Source organism: Amycolatopsis sp. NPDC114484 (assembly GCF_055633755.1).
Map to the genome: position 1 here is coordinate 288,345 of NZ_JBVKDQ010000006.1, position 16,550 is coordinate 304,894.

A 16,550-nucleotide genomic window follows, 5' to 3' on the forward strand; every position below is an offset into this window, starting at 1 on the left:
CGCGCCCGGTTCTCGCGCGCCTCGCCACGCCCCCACGCCGACTGTGAGGGGAACCCTGAGGGACTCTGATTCCCTCAGGGTTCCCCTCACGACCCGCGCACCCAGTCGCCCCCGCCACAACCGGCGCGCCACAGCCCAATGCGGCAAGCAACTGTGACGGGATGGCCGTGGCAGGGCGGCTATGGCAGGCAGTTGCGACGGCATGACCGCGGCAAGGCGGCTACGGCAGGCAGTTACGACGGCATGACCGCGGCAAGGCAGCTACGGCAGGCAGTTACGACGGCATGACCGCGGCAAGGCAGCTACGGCAGGCAGTTACGACGGCATGACCGCGGCAAGGCGGCTACGGCAGGCAGTTACGACGGCATGACTGCGGCAAGGCCGCTGCGGCAGGCAGTGGCGACGTGATGACTGCAGTAGGGCTGCTGTGGCGGGGTGACTGCGGCAGGCGGTTGTGACGGGGCGGCTGCGGCAGGCGGCTATGACGGGCCGCCGCGGCAGGCGGCTGCGGCGAGGCGGCTATAACAGGCGACTGCGACGGGATAACCGCAGCAGTCCACGCTTTCTCAGCAATGCACAAGCGTTTCACCCCTCTGATAGCCCCACCCACTGCAGCTCGAACAAACCCCCATCAGCTCCCCAACCGCAGCCACCGCACCCCAACCCAACCAAGCACCCACACCACCCCCGCACCCCGATACGAAGCCAAAAACACGGCGCGGAGGTGCTTGTCAAGGCATCTTTCCCGCCTTGACAAGCACCTCCGCGCCGTAGTCACAATCAGCTTCGGGGTGCCCCCACGCAACCAAGCGAGGCGCAATGTCGCCCCCAGGCGACGAGCCGAGAAACTCACCGATCCGACCGCAACGAAGCCGGATCAAACCCCTCCCACTCCTCATCCTCCGCAATGGACTCAACCGAAGCAGGGGATGGAAACAGCCTCTCCCCCACCCTCTCCCCCCGCAACCGCTGAAACTCCTCCACCGTCATCCCCGGGTCATCATCCGCGGACCGAGCCGGAGCCGCCCGCCCAGACAGCGCCTCCACAAGCAACCCAGCCTCCTCCCCCAGCAACAACCCCACCCGGTTAAAACAATCCTGCTCAGCCTCACCCATAGCCACCCGCACAACCTCAAGCACCAACGCCGAAACCCGCGAAGGATCCCCCTCCATCAACGAAGGAGCAAGCCACAACCGCTTCAACGCCCCCAACGCATCCACAGTCACCTCAACCGACCCATCCAGCGCATGAGCCGACCCGCGCGCCTCCGACATCAACGAGGCGACCTGCCCCAACGCAGCTTCCCGAGAACGAGCCAGCTCGATAAGCTCCCGAGTCTTCACAACACCACCGGCTCTTCGTCATAAAAATCCGGATCATCCTCAGCCAACGCCGCATACCCCAACGCGACCACGGCCTCCGCCCCCAACACCGGTGCCAAGATCTGATGCATCCGATCCGCGGCCCGCCGCTCGGCCCGCCGCGACAGCTCCAGAATCTGCGAAGCAACAGCCTCCGACCCACTACGCAACGCAGCCCGAGTCAGCGTCAGCCCGGTCAGCAACCCACCCGGAGCGACCTCAACCGAAACCCCACCAGCGGCGGCCTTCCCCACCACCGGCCCGGCCCGCTCGAACCGAGCAGCAGCCGCCTCGCCGGTCCGGGAGGCCTCCTCCATCACCCGCGCCACCGCGCGATCCAGGTCGAATTCAGCCACCACTCACCCCGTAGGCCGGTAAAACCCAATGAACTGCTGCCCGGCGTTGGTCGTGCGGATCTTGCTGATCTGCACCGGATCCCCGGCCTCGACCATCTGCCCGTCGCCGATCACCATCGCGACGTGCCCGGACCACACCACCAAATCCCCGGGCAGCAACTGATCAATCGACGGCACCTCAGCCCCGACAGTCTGCTGCTTGGCCGTCCGCGGCAACTGCAACCCAGCGTCCTGATAGGACGTCATGGTCAACCCGCTGCAGTCGAGCCCCTGCCCCCGCGCGGTCCCGCCCCACACATAGGGCACGCCCAGCTGAGACAACGCCGCCCGAACCGCTTTGGCCGCAGTCTCGTTAGGCGCCATCACGGTCTTCCCGCCCGGCAAGTTAATCCCGACGCCACTGCCCGGCTGAGGCGGAACGGCTACCGGCAACCGCGGCTTCCCGGCAAACCCGCCGCCGCCTCCACCGCCACCACTGTCGCCACCGCCTCCACCGCCGTGGCTGACGTGCGCACCGTTGTTGTTGAACGCCTGCGGCACCGAAGTCGTCGCGCTGCTCGCGGAAGTCGAGTCCGACCCGCCGAGCCGCTGCCCCAGCCCGGTCAGCTTCCCGAGCGTCTCTTCGGTGAACGTCGCCGCCTGACCGGTCAGCTGCCCGATTTTCGTCTGCAGCTGCAACAGAATCTGCCGTGCCGCGGCCGCCCGGCTCTCCTGCGGCTGGATCCCGTTGACCGCCGCCAGCGCCTTCATCGAAGACGCGATCTCCCGCAGAATCTGGTCCCGGACTTGATCATTCCGGATCTCGCCGACATGCAGCGTCTCCGCCGCCTCCGCGACCGCCCGCTCGATTTCCGCGCTCTCGTCGAGAAGATCCTGGACCTCCTTCTCCAGATCCTTCGACGTCGCGACCGCGCGCTCGGAGGTCGCCCCGGAACTGGCCTGCGCCAGATTCACCCGCTGAGCGCCCGCGTGCTGATTCGCCTGGCCGACGGACGTCTGCAGCGCGACATGCCCGTCGCGCGCGCCGTTGATCGCCGACGGATCGTGCTTCAGCTTCGCGGCGAACTGATTAGTGGTGTCCAGTCCATTGCGGACCAGATGATCGACCGGAGCGTTCACGAAAGCCTGCGCAACGCGTCGCCGTGTTCCTGCTCCACCGCGGCGTAATTGCCCTGCGTACGCCGCGCGGCCTCGCCGACGTCCTGCCAGCCGCCGCCGAGCGCGTGCATCCGTTCCTGCAACGCCCGCATCCGCGCTCCGTACGCGCCGGCGAAGCCGGATTCGTCCCCGATCGCGGAAAACCCGTCTCCGGACAGCGTCACGTGCGGACCTAGATGTGCCTTCGCCGCCGCGCGCACCTCGTCGCCGAGTGGGTCGACCTGCTTCGCGTAGTTCTCATACGCGCCGTCGTCAACATGAAAACCGGACACAACCCGCCCCTCCCCTGAGCCCTGCGGCCCAGGTTAGCGGACGGGTTGTGCCCGGACAGGCGAATTGACCGGATCAGGTCAGCCGTTGAGGATCTTGGTCAGCCAGTCCCCGGAAGCCGGGACCGCCTTGCCGTCGACCGCGACGGTGGGCGTGCCGAAGCCGACCTGGCCGTTGCCGAAGTCCTGCTGGAGCTTCTGGTCGCCCTGGATCTGCTGGAACGCCATCTGCAGCTCCTGGTCGTAGGCGCCGGCGTTGACTGCCTGCGCGAACTTCGGGTCGCGGATCCCGAGGTCCTGGCCGAGCTTGATCAGCTGGCCCTTGTCGTACCCGCGGCCGCCTTCCTGCGGCTGGTTCTTGAACAGCGCGTCGTGGAACGCGGTGAACTTCTGCTGGTCGGCGGCGGCGAGCGCGGCGTTGGCCGAGTCGAGCGAGTAGCCCGGCGGGTCCGAGTTCTTGTTGAGCAGGATCACCATGTGGTAGCGCACGGTGAGCTGGCCGTCGCTGATCGCCTTCTCCATCCGCGGCCCGAAGTCCTGCTGCAGCTTGGCGCAGTACGGGCACAGGAAGTCGGCGTACAGGTCGATCGTCTTCGGCGCGCCCGGTTTGCCGACCGAGACCACGGCTCCGTCGCGCTTCTCGACCACGCCCGGCCCGAGCGCCGAGGTCGTGCTCGGCTGGATCGCGCTGTCCTGTGTGGCGTTCTTGGTCGAATTGATCCAGAGCACACCGCCGATCACGAGCGCGGCGACCACCACGAGGGCCGCCGACACCGCGATGATCTTGTTCCGGTCGCTCTTCGAGCCCCGCGCCTGGGCGACCGACCTCGCGGCCGCCGCCTGCTGACGGCTTTTCCGCGCGTTGCGCGCAGCTCCACCCACTGTTCCTAATTCCCTTCCGCGATGCTCTTGGGGTAGTCGTCCGAGACCTCTTCCGAGTTCCCGGCGTTCCTGCCCTTGCCCCAGCCGAGCCAGCCGTCGACCGAGAGCCACGTGCGCGGCCGCGCGAGCAACCACACCGCGAGCAGGGCGAAGCCGGTGTCGCGCAGGATTTCCTGCGGGTACTCGGTCTGCCCGGCGTCCACGCGCCCGCCGCCGCCGAAGCAGCCGCAGTCGATGCTCAGCCCGCGCGCCCACGACTGCGCGATGCCCGCGACGAGCACGGCCAGCAGCAGCAGCGAGGCGCCCGCGACCCAGCGCGTGGCCAGCCCGGCGAGCAACAGCAGTCCGAGCACCAGCTCCAGCAGCGGCAGCCCGGTGGCGACCGGGCGCACGAGCGCGTGCGGGAGCACGTCGTAGGCCTGCACGGCGATGTACGTCTGCCCCGGGTCGGCGATCTTCAGGCCGCCGGACACCAGCCACACGGCAGCCAGCCCGAGACGGGCGAGCGTGCCGATGGTGTCGAGTACAGGTTGGGGCAGTCGGCGCACGCGCTTAGGCTAGCCGTCTGACCTGAGAACTATGTGAGCAGCCAACCGGCGAAGCGGAGGCACCGATGCGGTTACGCGCAGCGCTCGCCGCCGTGTTTCTGCTGGTCAGCTGCGTCTCCTGCGGATCGTCGACGGTGTCGAAGGACGATCCCCTTCCCACCCGGGCGCGTGACGGCAACCACCTGACCATTGGGATCCGGTTCGACGCGCCGGGCCTTTCGCAACGAACTGTCGACGGCAGGCTCGCCGGTTTCGACGTCGATGTCGCTACTTTCGTCGCGCGCGAATTGGGTGTCGAGCCGGACCGCATCACGTGGCACGAGACCACCCCGGCGCGCCGCGAGACCGACCTGACCTCGGGCGCGGCCGACCTGGTCGTGGCCACCTATTCGATCACCGACAAGCGGAAGCAGCGGGTGAGCTTCGCCGGGCCGTACTTCAGCACCGGCCAGGACCTGCTGGTGCGGCTCACCTCGCCGGACATCACCGGCCCGGAAAGCCTCAACGGCAAGCGGCTCTGCTCGGTCACCGGCTCGACGCCCGCGCAGATGGTGAAGGACAAGTTCGCGCAGCGGGTGCAATTGGTCGAGTACCCGCGCTATCCGGACTGCGTCACCGCCCTGCTGGCCAACCAGGTCGACGCGGTCACCACGGACGCGGTGATCCTCGCCGGGTACGCCGCGCAGAACCCGGAGCTGCTGAAGGTCGTCGGCCGTCCGTTTTCCACTGAGCGGTACGGCGTCGGCCTGCGCAAGGGCGACACCGAGGGCCAGCACGCCGTGGACGACGCGATCCGGAAGATGGTGTCGACCGGGGCCTGGCGGAAGTCGCTGGAGACGAACATCGGGCCGTCGAACTATCCGTTGCCGAATCCACCGGAGATCACCGAGCAGTGACCGACCTAGCCTCGCTGCCGGACCTGCCCGTCCGCGCGGTGCTGCCGTCCGTGCTGAGCGCGCTCGACGACCACGGCGCCGCGGTGCTCGTGGCCCCGCCGGGCACCGGCAAGACCACGCTCGTGCCGCTGGCGCTGAACCGCGGCGAAGGACGCGTCGTGGTCGCCGAACCGCGCCGGCTCGCCGCTCGGGCCGCCGCCGGGCGGATGGCCGCGTTGCTGGGCGAACCGGTCGGCGAGACGGTCGGGTATGCCGTGCGCGGCGATCGGAAGGTGTCCTCGCGCACGCGGATCGAGGTGGTCACGTCCGGGCTGCTGGTGCGGCGGGTGCAGCACGACCCGGAGCTGGCCGGGGTGTCGACGGTTCTTCTGGACGAATGCCACGAACGCCATCTCGACGCCGATCTGCTGCTCGCCCTGCTCCTCGACGTCCGCGCCGGGTTGCGCGACGACCTGCGGCTGCTCGCGACCTCCGCGACGGTCGCGTCCGGACGGCTGGCCGAATTGCTCGGCGACGCGCCGGTGATCACCGCACACGCCCGTACGTATCCGGTTGAGCTGAGCTACCGCGCTCCAGCGCGCGGAGAACGCCCGGAAGCCGCGGTGGCGTCGGCGGTCCGGAAAGCACTGTCCGAAGGGGACGGTGATGTGCTCGCGTTCCTTCCGGGTGCCGGGGAAATCGCGCGTACGTCGTCGTTGCTGAGTTCGCTGGACGCTGATGTGCTGCCGCTGCACGGACGGCTTTCCGCTGCCCGACAAGACGAAGCGTTGCGACCACGCGACCGGCGCCGGGTGGTTCTCGCGACCGCCGTCGCCGAGTCGAGCCTGACCGTGCCCGGTGTGCGCGCGGTCGTGGACTCAGGCCTGGCGCGCGTTCCTCGGGTCGATCACCGGCGCGGCCTCGCCGGGCTCGCGACGGTGCGGGTTTCCGCTGCGGTAGCGGAACAACGCGCTGGCCGTGCGGGCCGTGAAGCGCCTGGTCGGGCGTACCGCTGCTGGCCGGAGCACGAGCAGGCGACGCTGCCCGCGTACCCAGAGCCGGAAATCCGCACCGCCGAACTGGCGCGGTTCGCGTTGGAACTCGCCTGTTGGTCCACTCCGGACGGAACCGGCCTCGCCTGGTGGGACCCGCCCGGCGAAGGCGCGCTCGCCGCCGCGCGAAGCCTGCTCATCACGCTTGGCGCGACCACCCCCGACGGTGCTGTCACGCCGCGCGGGCAGAAGATGGCAGACCTCGGCTTGCATCCCCGGCTGGCGCGCGCGTTGCTGGACGGTGCGGAGGCTGTCGGGGCTCGTGCTGCCGCGGAAGTGGTTGCGCTGCTCGACGCCGGAGCGACGCTGACCGATGTCGAAGCCGAGCTGCGACGCCTCCGTTCCGCGCACGACGACGCGGCCCGCCGCTGGCAGCGGGACGCGAAACGGTTGGCAGGCTTGGTTAATTCGCCAGCCAAAGCCTCCCCGGACGCGGCGTTGGTTGTCGCGCTCGCGCATCCGGAACGCCTCGCGCGGCGGCGCGCTGGTTCGGCACCGGTATATCTGATGGCCAGCGGCACCGCGGCCGAACTGCCCAGCGGCAGCGGGCTGGGTGACGCCGAATGGCTGGCCGTCGCCGAAGCCACCCGTGACCCGGGCCGCGTACACGGCACCATCCGGCTCGCCGCGACCGCCGACGAAGCGCTGGCTACTCAAGCCGCGCCGACCCTGGTGTCCGAAGTGGACGAAGTGCATTGGGACGGCGATGTCGTCGCTCGCCAGGTCCGCCGCCTAGGCGCGATCGTGCTGTCCGAAAAGCCTTTGCGCAACCCAGATCCGCGGCTAGTCCACGACGCGGTGGTCGCCGGGCTCCACGCCGAAGGTCTCGGTTTGCTGCGCTGGAGCCAAGACGGCACCCGCCTCCGCGAACGCCTGGCCTTCCTGCACCGCGCACTGGGCGAGCCGTGGCCAGCAGTGGACGACGAGACCCTGCTGTCCGATGTAGACACTTGGCTGGATCTCTCCCGGGTCCGCCGCCGAACCGATCTGGCGAACGTCGACGCCGGAACCGCCCTGCGCGGCCTGCTCCCCTGGCCCGAAGCCGCGCGGCTCGACGAACTCGCCCCGGACCGGCTCGAAGTCCCGTCCGGTTCGCACTACCGCGTGGACTACCACGGCGACCAGCCAGTGCTCGCGGTCAAGCTGCAGGAGACGTTCGGCTGGAGCGAGACACCATCACTCGCCGACGGCCGCATACCGGTGGTGCTGCACCTGCTGTCTCCCGCCGGTCGCCCCGCCGCGGTCACCGCGGACCTCGAATCCTTCTGGCGCACCGGATACGCTGCCGTCCGCGCCGATCTCCGCGGCCGCTACCCGAAGCACCCGTGGCCGGAAGACCCCGCGACCGCCAAGCCGACCCGGCACACCACCCGCCGGACCCGCTGACCCCTGCCTAAAGTCGGGGTCGGTCCACGACGGTCGGCCGATGCCCGCGCGCCCCATGCGGGCGCAGACTTCGCCCTATGATCACGTTTCGCGGATTGACGAAGCGCTACGGACAGAAAACGGTGGTCAACGGCCTCACCTCGGTCATCGAGACAGGCACGGTGACCGGGTTCCTCGGCCCGAACGGCGCGGGCAAGTCCACCACCATGCGGATGACCGTCGGCCTCGACCGGCCGGACTCCGGCGACGCCCTGATCCGCGGAAAACCGTATGCAGCACTACGGTTCCCGCTTCGCGAGGTCGGCGCGCTGCTGGACGCGAAGGCCATGCATCCCGGACGCAGCGCGGGCAAACACCTTCTCGCGATGGCGCGCAGCAACGGAATCGCCGCTAGCCGCGTCGAGGAAGTGCTCGCGACGGTCGGGCTGAGCGATGTCGCGGGCAAGCGCGCCGGGACGTTTTCGCTCGGCATGAGCCAGCGGCTCGGCATCGCCGGCGCGCTGCTCGGCGACCCGGGCGTGCTGATGTTCGACGAGCCGGTCAACGGCCTCGACCCGGACGGCGTCCGCTGGGTGCGGCAGCTGATGCGTTCGCTCGCCGCCGAAGGCCGCACGGTCTTCGTGTCCAGCCATCTGATGAGCGAGATGCAGCTGACCGCGGACCGGCTGCTGGTCATCGGCAAGGGCTCGATCCTCGCCGACGCGGCGATCGGCGACTTCATCGCGGGCAACTCGAGCCGGTCGGTCGCGGTGCGCGTGCCGGATCCGGCCGAGCGCGCGAAACTCGCGGACCGGCTTCGGGGGCACGGCCGGTCGGTGCTGCCCGGGGAGGACAGCGAACTGCTCATCGACGAGGCGAGCGTGGCCGAAATCGGGGATCTGGCTTACGAACTGGGTGTTCGGCTGCACGGGCTTCAAGAGCGGACCGCTTCGCTCGAGCAGGCGTATATGGAACTGACTGCCGGATCGGTGGAATACGGGGTTACGGCATGACGAAGCTGGCGATTTCGGCGGAGTGGACGAAGTTCTGGTCGGTGCGGGCGACGTGGCTGTCGTTGACCGGCGGGGCGCTGTTGATGGCTTTCTACGCCGTCGTCTCGGGGATCTCTCAGCACGCCGACGATGAGCGGCAGCAGACCGCGCACGGCATCGTCAACGCCGGCGCGATCTACCTGGTCGAGTTCTGCGTGCTCGCGGTCGCGACGTTGTTCGTGACGAGCGAGTACACCAGCGGCTCGATTCGCTCGACGCTGCAATGGGTTCCGGTGCGGGCCCGGGTCACCGCGGCCAAGGCGGCGGTGCTGGTGCCGGTGCTTTTTGTTTACGGCGTAGTGGTCGCGGCTCTCGGCATGGGGGTCGCCTCGGTGCTGCTGCGTGGGGCTGGGGGTTCCACGTCGCTGTCACAAGGGGCGGTCACCGCGCTGGGCATGGGGGCGTATTTCGCGCTGCTCGGCGTGCTGTGCCTGGGGATTTCGTTCGTGCTGCGCAGCGCGGCGGGAACGTTGGTGGTGGTGATCGTGCTGCTGCTGCCGTTGCCGATGCTGATGTCGTCGTACGTGCTGCCCGGCGCGATGGACTATTTCCCGGCCTTCGCGGGGATCAACGCGATGGTGCCGCCCGGCGACGCGAACCCGTTGCTCGGCAGCATGCCGCCGTACGGGCCTTGGGTCGGAGTGCTGGTCTGCCTCGTCTGGGCGGTCGCTGGACTCGGTGCCGGAACGGCGCTGCTGAACCGCCGCGACGCCTGATCAGCTTTCCGGGAAGGTCCGTGAGGGGAACCCTGAGGGAATCAGAGTCCCTGGGTGTTCCCCTCACGGACAGCTACGGGCCAGTCAGACGCGCGCCAATCCCAGTCCGGCGAGCACGGCACGGGCTCCCTCGACCAGGTCGGCTTCGGCCGGCGGGTTGAGGGAGCCCGTGCCCGCCAGCGCGTCGAAGATCGATCCGTCGAGCCATCCGATGAGCACCCGGGTGTGGTCCTCCGGCGTCGGAGAACCCGCCGCGGCCAGCACTTCCGCACACCGGCGGCGCAATTCCAGCCCGCCGGCGTCGTATCGGGCCCGCAACTCCGGCCGTCGGACCGATTCCAGCGCGAACTCGTAGCGCGCGAGCATTCTCGTGCGGCCGACGGTGATCGATCGGTACACCATCGCGCCAAGGAACTCCGCGAGTTTCCCCTCCGGCGGCACGACTTCAGCCTGGTCCAGCGCGACCATCCGGTCCGCGGCCAGTTCCAGCAGCGCGGCGCGGGTGCGCGCGTAATACGACGTCGAGCCCGCGGGCAGCCCGGCCGCCCGGTCGACGGCGCGGTGCGTCAGCCCGCGCATGCCCTCGGCCGCGATCACCTCGACGGCTGCGTCGCCGATCACAGCTATCCGTTCCACTCCGGGGACACTACAGGTGTAGAGTCCTCTACAGACGTAGAGGAGGTCGGCATGGCTTCGCAACGCGCGGTCGTGGTCGGGGGCGGCATCGGCGGACTGGCGGCGGCGATCGGGTTGCGCCGCGTCGGGTGGGAGGTCACGGTGCTCGAACGGGCACCGGAACTCACCGCCATCGGCGCGGGGATCTCGTTGTGGCCCAACGCTCAGCGAGCGCTGGCCGAACTGGGCGTCGAACCTCGGATCTCCGCACAGCGCGGCGGCGGACTGGTCGACTGGCGCGGACATCGGCTGGCCAGGTGGGACGCCGACCGCTTCGTGCGCAGCCACGGGTTGCCGCTGGGCGCGATCCACCGGGCAAGCCTGATCGAGACGCTGCGGTCGGCGCTGCCGGACGAATGCTTGAAGACCGGGGTCGAGGTGACGAGCGTCGAGCAGAACGGCGTGGTGCACCACGATTCCGGTTCGATCGAGGCCGACCTGGTCGTGGCCGCCGACGGGATCAACAGCCCGATCCGGCAGGCGCTTTTCCCGGCCGCGCGCGTGGAGTACAGCGGCGGAGCGGCCTTCCGCGGCATCGCCAAGCTGCCGATGCCGCCCACTTTGAGTACAACGTGGGCGGCAGGAATCGAGATCGGTGTCTTGCCGCTGTTGGACGACGAGGTGTACTGGTGGGTCTCGGAAGCCCGCCCGGCCGGGGTTCGGCACGACGACGTCCGCGGTTACCTGAGCGCGAAGTACGGCCGCTGGCACGACCCGATCCCGCAACTGATCGACGCCACTCCGGAAATTCTGTTGCACGACACGCATCACCTGGCGACACCACTGCCCAGCTACATCCGTGGCCGCATCGCGCTCCTCGGGGACGCTGCGCACGCCATGCCGCCGTTCCTCGGACAAGGCGGTTGCCAGGCGCTGGAGGACGCGGTGGTGCTGGCTTCACACCTCGGAACGTCCACAGTGGACGAAGCGCTCCGCCGTTACGACGCTGAACGGCGCCCGCGCACGCAAAAGGTCGCGAAGGCGTCGATTCAAGCTGGTGCCAGCGGGCCACTCCTCCGTAATCCGGCGGCTGTTGCGCTTCGAGCAGCGTTTACGCGGTTGCTGCCCGCAGCGGTCACCACTCGGATCGGAGCCAGCATCAGCCGCTGGCAACCGCCGAGGCTCAAACCAGTCCAGCCTCAAAAGCCGTGATCGCCGCCTGCACCCGGTTGCGCACGTCCAACCGGGTCAGGATCGTGCTCACGTGCGCCTTCACCGTGCCCTCCACCACGAACATCCGCGCCGCGATGTCCGCATTGGACAGTCCTTCGGCCAGCAGTACCAAGACTTCCCGTTCCCGGTTCGTCAACACGTTCACCCGCTCACGCGCGGTCGCGGCCCGGCTGAACCGGCTGCCGGAGAGTCGCGTGATCACCCGGTGCGCGACCTTCGGCGACAGGAAGGCCGCGCCGTCGGCCACCGCGTGCACTCCGGCCAGCAGTTCGCGCGGATCGCCCGCCTTGAGCAGGAATCCGCTCGCGCCGAGGCCGAGTGCGCGTTCGATGTACTCGTCCTCCCCGAACGTCGTCAGCATGAGGACGCCGGTGTCCGGCAGCAGTTTGCGGATCTCCTCGGCCGCGGCGAGCCCGTCGAGACCGGGCATGCGGATGTCGAGCAGCGCGACGTCCGGCCGGTTCGCGCGCGCCTGTTCGACCGCCGCACGGCCGTCCGCGGCCTCGGCCACCACCTCGATTTCCTTGTCCGAGGCCAGAATCGCGGCCACGCCGGCGCGGATCATCGCTTCGTCGTCGGCCAGCAGTACGCGGATCACGGTTCGTCCTCACTGTAAAGGTCTTTGCTCGCCACTCGATTGTCCACAAAGCACAGTCGATAGACGGCATGGTTGAAGTTGAACCAGCTCCGGCCGGCTCCGTAGTACTCGCAGGCGCTCCTGGCGGGCTGCGGCGGCACGTTGATCGCGGGCAGCGTCGTGCGCTGTCGCGAGGGCAGCATCGGTTCGACCGCCGAGTGCGGCATGCCGATCTCGATCCGCGCGTACGAGTCCGGCGCCAGCTCCGACGACGACCACTGCGCCAGGAACGCCACCCCGGCACCGCCGATGATCACCCCGAACAACCCCAGCGGCACCACGATCGCCTGCACCAGGCTCGACCGGACGGCGCGCCGGGCGCGTTCCAGCTCGCGCGCGGCCTGCCCGACCACCCCGTCGTCCTGCTCGGGCGCGGGCGCCGCGTCGTGCGGCAGGCTGGCTGACACCTCGAACCCGCCGTCCGCCAGGCCCGCGGTCAGGCTCCCGCCGACCAGCCGCACTCGCTCCTGCAGGCCGATCAGACCCCGCTGTCCAGACCGGCCGGGCAGCGGTCCGGCGGGCGGCGGCGCGTTCCGGACCTGGACGCCGGTCGCCTCGTCGGTGCTGGTCACGACCACCGTGACGGCCGCGCCGGGCGCGTACTTCGCCGCGTTCGTGAGCCCTTCCTGCACCACGCGGTAGACCGCCCGCGCGACCATCGGCGGTGCGCTGTCCAGGCTGTCGATCCGCGCGCCGATCTCGATCCCCGACGCCCGCGCGCGATCGATCAGTTCCCCCAGATCGCCCTGCACCGGCTCGACCGGCGCGGCATCTTCGCGCAGCACGCCGATGATCTCGCGCAGCCGTTCCGTCGCCGTCGCCGCACCGGCCCGGAGCTGTCCGGCGGCTTGGCGTTGCTCGTCGCCTAGTTCGCGGTCGACCTCAAGTGCCGCCGCTCGCACCGCGATCAGGCTCAGTTCGTGGCCGAGCGAATCGTGCATGTCACTGGCGATCCGGGCGCGCTCCCGCAACCGCGCCTCCTGCGCCACCAGCCGGTGCCTGCTCTCCATCTCCTCCGCGCGACGCCACCCGTCCTGCGCGAGTTCGCGCCGCAGCCGCACGTGCCGCCCGAGCAGGCACGGCGCGACCCCGGCGAACGCGAGCGTGCCGAGCACCGCGCCCCACGCGTCGAATCCCGACGTCGGCAGGAAGGCCAGCGGGATCCCGGCCACCGCGATGGCGAAAAAGCAGATCATCGCCACGCGCGCCCGAGCAAGGCGCAGACCGGCGAGGTACGAGATCACGACGATCAGGAAGAACTCCCACACCGCCACCCGCCCGCCCCAGCCGAACGCGATGACGAGCGCCGTCGCCATCGCCACGGCCAGCGCGAACGCCGGGTAGACACGGGCGGTGGCCATCGCCAGGGTGACCGACACCAGGCCGTAGACGATTTCCCAGACGTTCGGTTCGCGCGGGCTGTCGAGCACGACGAATCCGCACAACGCGGCCCAGAGCAGCACGTCGAACGCCACGCGCCAGCGGACTCGCGTTGCCTCCTTCATTCCGCTGACGCTACAAGGGCCGCCCGATTCGTCACCACTGCCGAAAGTCAAGGTCGAGCCTGTGCGGCATGATGGGTCACCATGGCTGAACGCACCCTGGCCGAGCAGCTCGGCGCTCCACTGCCGGACGGCATCGAAACCCTGCCTGAGCAGCACAAACAGGATCTGGCAACGGCGTTGTGCGACGCCCGGCACCGGCAAGCGCAGGCGCTCGCCCGCGCGGGTGAGGAAAGCCTGAAGTACGTGCCCGCCCTGCTGCGCGGCGCGGTGCGGAAAGCGGTCGGCCTGTGAACCCGGAGATCCTCAAGCTCGCCAGGGTGCTCGACGTCGACCCGGCTCGGCTCGACTACCTCGCCGACGTCGACCAGGGTGAGGTGCGGCTGTTGCGCGAGCAGGTGACGACCACCCTGTTCGACGCGAACTTGGTCGTGCTGGAGCGGATGGCGCTGGCGAGCAAACTGCTGCCGGCGGCGGTGACCGCGAAGATCGCGGAGAAGGTGTTCGGCCCGCTGCTGTGCGCACGGATCGCCGGACTGGTCGACGTGTCACGCGGCGTCGACGTCGCGAAGCGGCTGTCACCGAAGTTCCTCGCCTCGGTCGCGGCGGAGCTGGACCCGCGGCGCGCGACGTCGATCATCACGCGCATCCCGGTGACGACGGTCGTGGCGGTCGCCGAAGAACTGACCCGCCGCGAGGACTGGATCACGCTAGGCCGGTTCGTCGGCCACCTGCCGGACGAGACGGTGCGCCGCTGTATCGGCCTGCTGGACGACGCCGGTCTTCTGCGCACCGCGTACGTACTGGACGACCGGAGCCGGATCGACCACGTGCTCAGCCTGCTCGGCAACGACCGGCTGCCCGCACTGGTCCGGACCGCCGCGGCGGACGAGTCGCTGTGGGCACCGACGCTGGACGTGCTGGCCCACCTGAACGAAACCCGCCGGGCAACGGTGCGGCCGCTGCTCGACGAGCTTCCGGAAGAACTGCGGGCCCGCGCGGAGGCGGCGCTCACCTAGGCCACGATCAGATAGATCCCGTATCCGATCACCGCGGCGCAGATCGCGAAGCACACGACTGCACCGGTCAGCTGAACCGTGCCGCTGCCGCCGTGCGCACGGGCCGTCACGCGCTCGGACAGCCCGCGCACTCCGTACGCGAACAGCCCGGTCAGCACGACCACCGCGGCCAGCGCTACTACGAAAACGATGCCGAGGGCACCCCAGTTGATCGCCATGTCGTGCTCCCCTCAAGCCGCGACCGGGGCGGCCTTAGCGGCCTCCGGCTCGTTGTTCATCGCCATGCTGTGCTTCCTCAAGCCACAACCGGGGGCAGCCTCAGCAGCCCCCGGCTCGTTGCTGATCGCCATGCCGCGCTCCCTCAAACCGCGACCGGCGCGGCCTCAGCGGCCCGCGGCTGATCGCCAAGTCCCGCACCCTCAAGCCACAACAGGGGCAGCCTCGGCAGCCCCCGGCTCGTTGTTCATCGCCAAGTCCCGCTCCCTCAAACCGCAACCGGGGGCAGCCTCAGCAGCCCCCGGCCCGTTGCTGATCGCCATGCCGCGCTCCCTCAAACCGCGACCGGCGCGGCCTCAGCGGCCCCCGGCTCGTTGTTCACCGTGGCTGGCGTGACCGGGTTGCGCCGCGACGCGAGCCAGATGCCCAGCGCGACCAGCACCCCGACCCCGCCGACGAGGACGGTGCCCCAACTGCCGCGCGTGGAGACCGCGGCGGCGATGGCCCCGACGATCGCGGCGGCGGGCAGCGTGAGCGCCCAGGCGATCACCATCTTGCCCGCGACGCCCCAGCGGACCTCGGCGAGTTTCCGGCCGAGCCCGGAGCCGATGATGCCGCCCGAGGTGACGTGCGTGGTCGACAGCGCGAAGCCGAGGTGCGACGAAGCCAGGATGACCGCCGCGGAACTCGTCTCGGCGGCGAACCCTTGCGGCGTCTGGATTTCGGTGAGCTTCTTGCCCATCGTCTGGATGATCCGCCAGCCGCCGAAATAGGTGCCGAGCGCGATCGCCGCGCCGGAGGCGAGGATGACCCACACCGGCGGGTTCGACCCCGGCGCGAGCGAACCGCCCGCGATCAGCGCGAGCGTGATGACGCCCATCGTCTTCTGCGCGTCGTTGGTGCCGTGCGCGAGCGAAACCAGGCTGGCCGAAAGCACCTGGCCGGTCTTGAAACCCTTGCCCACCACGTCCTGACGGGACTTGGCGGTGATCCGGTAGACGAGGAAGGTGCCGACAATCGCGACGACGCCCGCCACCACCGGCGACGCGATCGCCGGGATCAGCACCTTTTCGACGACCTTCGCGAAGTGCACGGCGTCCGCGCCGGACGCGATCCAGGTCGCCCCGATCAGCCCGCCGAACAACGCGTGCGACGAACTCGAGGGCAGCCCGACCAGCCACGTCACGAGATTCCAGACGATGGCCCCGACCAATCCGGCGAAAATCACCACCGGCGTGACTTTGGTGTCGTCGACGATCCCGCCGGAAATGGTCTTCGCGACTTCGATCGAAAGGAACGCGCCGACGAGATTCAATACCGCCGAGATCGCGACCGCGACCCGGGGCTTCAACGCGCCGGTCGCGATGGAAGTGGCCATGGCGTTGGCCGTGTCGTGGAACCCGTTGGTGAAGTCGAAGGCCAGCGCCGCGACGATCACCACCAGGACGATGAGAGAAAAGTCCATGCCCGCTCTCCAGTCCGGAGTGTCCTGCGGGGAGTGACGGTACCGACGCGAGCGGGGTCTCCAGATCCCTCAGCGAGTGGCCAGTAGTTGAACTCTGAATGAACGAGATCTTGCCGCCACCGCTGGTTTTCCGCTGTTCACCTGCTGGTTCGGATTCATCGTCGCCCAAGCGCTCCGGGACCGCGCGCAGAGCTGAGCGCGGGGGCGGAAATCCTGCCCCCGCGCCCT

The 16,550-nt window shown here is 69.4% G+C and carries 18 protein-coding genes; 7 read left to right on the forward strand and 11 right to left on the reverse strand.

Features of this window, described 5'->3' with window-relative positions; translation table 11 throughout:
* Positions 1–849: 849 nt before the first annotated feature.
* From ACZ7SW_RS18155 to ACZ7SW_RS18180, 6 genes are all read right to left on the reverse strand, one after another.
* Positions 850–1,344 carry a YbaB/EbfC family nucleoid-associated protein gene (locus ACZ7SW_RS18155; protein ID WP_470231563.1) on the reverse strand — a complete coding sequence of 165 codons (495 nt, stop codon included), beginning with the start codon at positions 1,342–1,344 and terminating at the stop codon, positions 850–852.
* The gene (locus ACZ7SW_RS18160) at positions 1,341–1,721 is read right to left on the reverse strand and encodes a YbaB/EbfC family DNA-binding protein (protein ID WP_470231564.1); all 381 of its coding nucleotides are present in this window, start codon (positions 1,719–1,721) and stop codon (positions 1,341–1,343) included. The genes ACZ7SW_RS18155 and ACZ7SW_RS18160 overlap by 4 nt, the downstream gene beginning before the upstream one ends.
* Entirely contained in the window at positions 1,722–2,837 is a 1,116-nt protein-coding gene (locus ACZ7SW_RS18165) for a C40 family peptidase (RefSeq protein ID WP_470231565.1), read from the reverse strand.
* Positions 2,834–3,148 (reverse strand): hypothetical protein, encoded by a 315-nt coding sequence (locus ACZ7SW_RS18170; protein ID WP_470231566.1) that lies wholly within the window; start codon positions 3,146–3,148, stop codon positions 2,834–2,836. The genes ACZ7SW_RS18165 and ACZ7SW_RS18170 overlap by 4 nt, the downstream gene beginning before the upstream one ends.
* 78 nt (positions 3,149–3,226) lie before the next feature.
* On the reverse strand, positions 3,227–4,027 hold the full coding sequence (locus ACZ7SW_RS18175) for a DsbA family protein (protein WP_470231567.1): 801 nt from the start codon (positions 4,025–4,027) through the stop codon (positions 3,227–3,229).
* Between the two features lie 5 nt (positions 4,028–4,032).
* Positions 4,033–4,542 carry a MauE/DoxX family redox-associated membrane protein gene (locus ACZ7SW_RS18180; RefSeq protein WP_470231671.1) on the reverse strand — a complete coding sequence of 170 codons (510 nt, stop codon included), beginning with the start codon at positions 4,540–4,542 and terminating at the stop codon, positions 4,033–4,035.
* Between the two features lie 98 nt (positions 4,543–4,640).
* Here ACZ7SW_RS18180 and ACZ7SW_RS18185 point away from each other — a divergent pair, with 98 nt between their 5' ends.
* The 4 genes from ACZ7SW_RS18185 (at position 4,641) to ACZ7SW_RS18200 (ending at position 9,635) form a co-directional block, all read left to right on the forward strand.
* Complete coding sequence (locus tag ACZ7SW_RS18185; protein WP_470231568.1) at positions 4,641–5,471, forward strand: glutamate ABC transporter substrate-binding protein; 831 nt, start codon at positions 4,641–4,643, stop codon at positions 5,469–5,471.
* The gene (gene hrpB / locus ACZ7SW_RS18190; protein ID WP_470231569.1) at positions 5,468–7,888 is read left to right on the forward strand and encodes an ATP-dependent helicase HrpB; all 2,421 of its coding nucleotides are present in this window, start codon (positions 5,468–5,470) and stop codon (positions 7,886–7,888) included. Before ACZ7SW_RS18185 ends, hrpB begins: the two co-directional genes overlap by 4 nt.
* A 77-nt stretch (positions 7,889–7,965) precedes the next feature.
* A complete protein-coding gene (locus tag ACZ7SW_RS18195) occupies positions 7,966–8,880 on the forward strand; it encodes an ATP-binding cassette domain-containing protein (RefSeq protein ID WP_470231570.1) in 915 nt (304 codons plus the stop codon).
* Complete coding sequence (locus ACZ7SW_RS18200) at positions 8,877–9,635, forward strand: ABC transporter permease (protein WP_470231571.1); 759 nt, start codon at positions 8,877–8,879, stop codon at positions 9,633–9,635. Before ACZ7SW_RS18195 ends, ACZ7SW_RS18200 begins: the two co-directional genes overlap by 4 nt.
* 84 nt (positions 9,636–9,719) lie before the next feature.
* Here the strand turns inward: ACZ7SW_RS18200 and ACZ7SW_RS18205 are convergent, their stop codons facing one another.
* Positions 9,720–10,214, reverse strand: coding sequence for a TetR/AcrR family transcriptional regulator (locus ACZ7SW_RS18205; RefSeq protein WP_470231672.1), 495 nt, complete (start codon positions 10,212–10,214; stop codon positions 9,720–9,722).
* 108 nt (positions 10,215–10,322) lie between these two features.
* On the opposite strand from ACZ7SW_RS18205, the gene ACZ7SW_RS18210 reads away from it, so the two are divergent.
* Complete coding sequence (locus tag ACZ7SW_RS18210) at positions 10,323–11,462, forward strand: FAD-dependent monooxygenase (protein WP_470231572.1); 1,140 nt, start codon at positions 10,323–10,325, stop codon at positions 11,460–11,462.
* Here ACZ7SW_RS18210 and ACZ7SW_RS18215 read toward each other — a convergent pair.
* Both ACZ7SW_RS18215 and ACZ7SW_RS18220 read right to left on the reverse strand, forming a co-directional pair.
* The gene (locus ACZ7SW_RS18215) at positions 11,434–12,081 is read right to left on the reverse strand and encodes a response regulator (RefSeq protein WP_470231573.1); all 648 of its coding nucleotides are present in this window, start codon (positions 12,079–12,081) and stop codon (positions 11,434–11,436) included. The genes ACZ7SW_RS18210 and ACZ7SW_RS18215 overlap by 29 nt on opposite strands.
* Positions 12,078–13,625 (reverse strand): sensor histidine kinase, encoded by a 1,548-nt coding sequence (locus ACZ7SW_RS18220; RefSeq protein WP_470231574.1) that lies wholly within the window; start codon positions 13,623–13,625, stop codon positions 12,078–12,080. The genes ACZ7SW_RS18215 and ACZ7SW_RS18220 overlap by 4 nt, the downstream gene beginning before the upstream one ends.
* A gap of 81 nt (positions 13,626–13,706) precedes the next feature.
* On the opposite strand from ACZ7SW_RS18220, the gene ACZ7SW_RS18225 reads away from it, so the two are divergent.
* Both ACZ7SW_RS18225 and ACZ7SW_RS18230 read left to right on the forward strand, forming a co-directional pair.
* The gene (locus ACZ7SW_RS18225) at positions 13,707–13,916 is read left to right on the forward strand and encodes a hypothetical protein (protein WP_470231575.1); all 210 of its coding nucleotides are present in this window, start codon (positions 13,707–13,709) and stop codon (positions 13,914–13,916) included.
* Positions 13,913–14,641 (forward strand): hypothetical protein, encoded by a 729-nt coding sequence (locus ACZ7SW_RS18230; RefSeq protein WP_470231576.1) that lies wholly within the window; start codon positions 13,913–13,915, stop codon positions 14,639–14,641. The genes ACZ7SW_RS18225 and ACZ7SW_RS18230 overlap by 4 nt, the downstream gene beginning before the upstream one ends.
* Here ACZ7SW_RS18230 and ACZ7SW_RS18235 read toward each other — a convergent pair.
* Together ACZ7SW_RS18235 and ACZ7SW_RS18240 are read right to left on the reverse strand one after the other, a co-directional pair.
* Positions 14,638–14,859: a hypothetical protein gene (locus tag ACZ7SW_RS18235; protein ID WP_182895320.1), complete on the reverse strand. Its 222-nt coding sequence runs from the start codon at positions 14,857–14,859 to the stop codon at positions 14,638–14,640. The genes ACZ7SW_RS18230 and ACZ7SW_RS18235 overlap by 4 nt on opposite strands.
* A 332-nt stretch (positions 14,860–15,191) precedes the next feature.
* On the reverse strand, positions 15,192–16,322 hold the full coding sequence (locus ACZ7SW_RS18240) for an inorganic phosphate transporter (RefSeq protein WP_470231577.1): 1,131 nt from the start codon (positions 16,320–16,322) through the stop codon (positions 15,192–15,194).
* Positions 16,323–16,550: the final 228 nt, after the last annotated feature.

Excerpts from the sequence above, each read along its gene's own strand:
- ACZ7SW_RS18185 (WP_470231568.1), top strand. The coding sequence starts at position 4,641 with ATGCGGTTACGCGCAGCGCTCGCCGCCGTGTTTCTGCTGGTCAGCTGC.
- ACZ7SW_RS18195 (WP_470231570.1), top strand. The coding sequence starts at position 7,966 with ATGATCACGTTTCGCGGATTGACGAAGCGCTACGGACAGAAAACGGTG.
- ACZ7SW_RS18200 (WP_470231571.1), top strand. The coding sequence starts at position 8,877 with ATGACGAAGCTGGCGATTTCGGCGGAGTGGACGAAGTTCTGGTCGGTG.
- ACZ7SW_RS18205 (WP_470231672.1), bottom strand. The coding sequence starts at position 10,214 with ATGCGCGGGCTGACGCACCGCGCCGTCGACCGGGCGGCCGGGCTGCCC.
- ACZ7SW_RS18210 (WP_470231572.1), top strand. The coding sequence starts at position 10,323 with ATGGCTTCGCAACGCGCGGTCGTGGTCGGGGGCGGCATCGGCGGACTG.
- ACZ7SW_RS18220 (WP_470231574.1), bottom strand. The coding sequence starts at position 13,625 with ATGAAGGAGGCAACGCGAGTCCGCTGGCGCGTGGCGTTCGACGTGCTG.
- ACZ7SW_RS18225 (WP_470231575.1), top strand. The coding sequence starts at position 13,707 with ATGGCTGAACGCACCCTGGCCGAGCAGCTCGGCGCTCCACTGCCGGAC.
- ACZ7SW_RS18235 (WP_182895320.1), bottom strand. The coding sequence starts at position 14,859 with ATGGCGATCAACTGGGGTGCCCTCGGCATCGTTTTCGTAGTAGCGCTG.
- ACZ7SW_RS18240 (WP_470231577.1), bottom strand. The coding sequence starts at position 16,322 with ATGGACTTTTCTCTCATCGTCCTGGTGGTGATCGTCGCGGCGCTGGCC.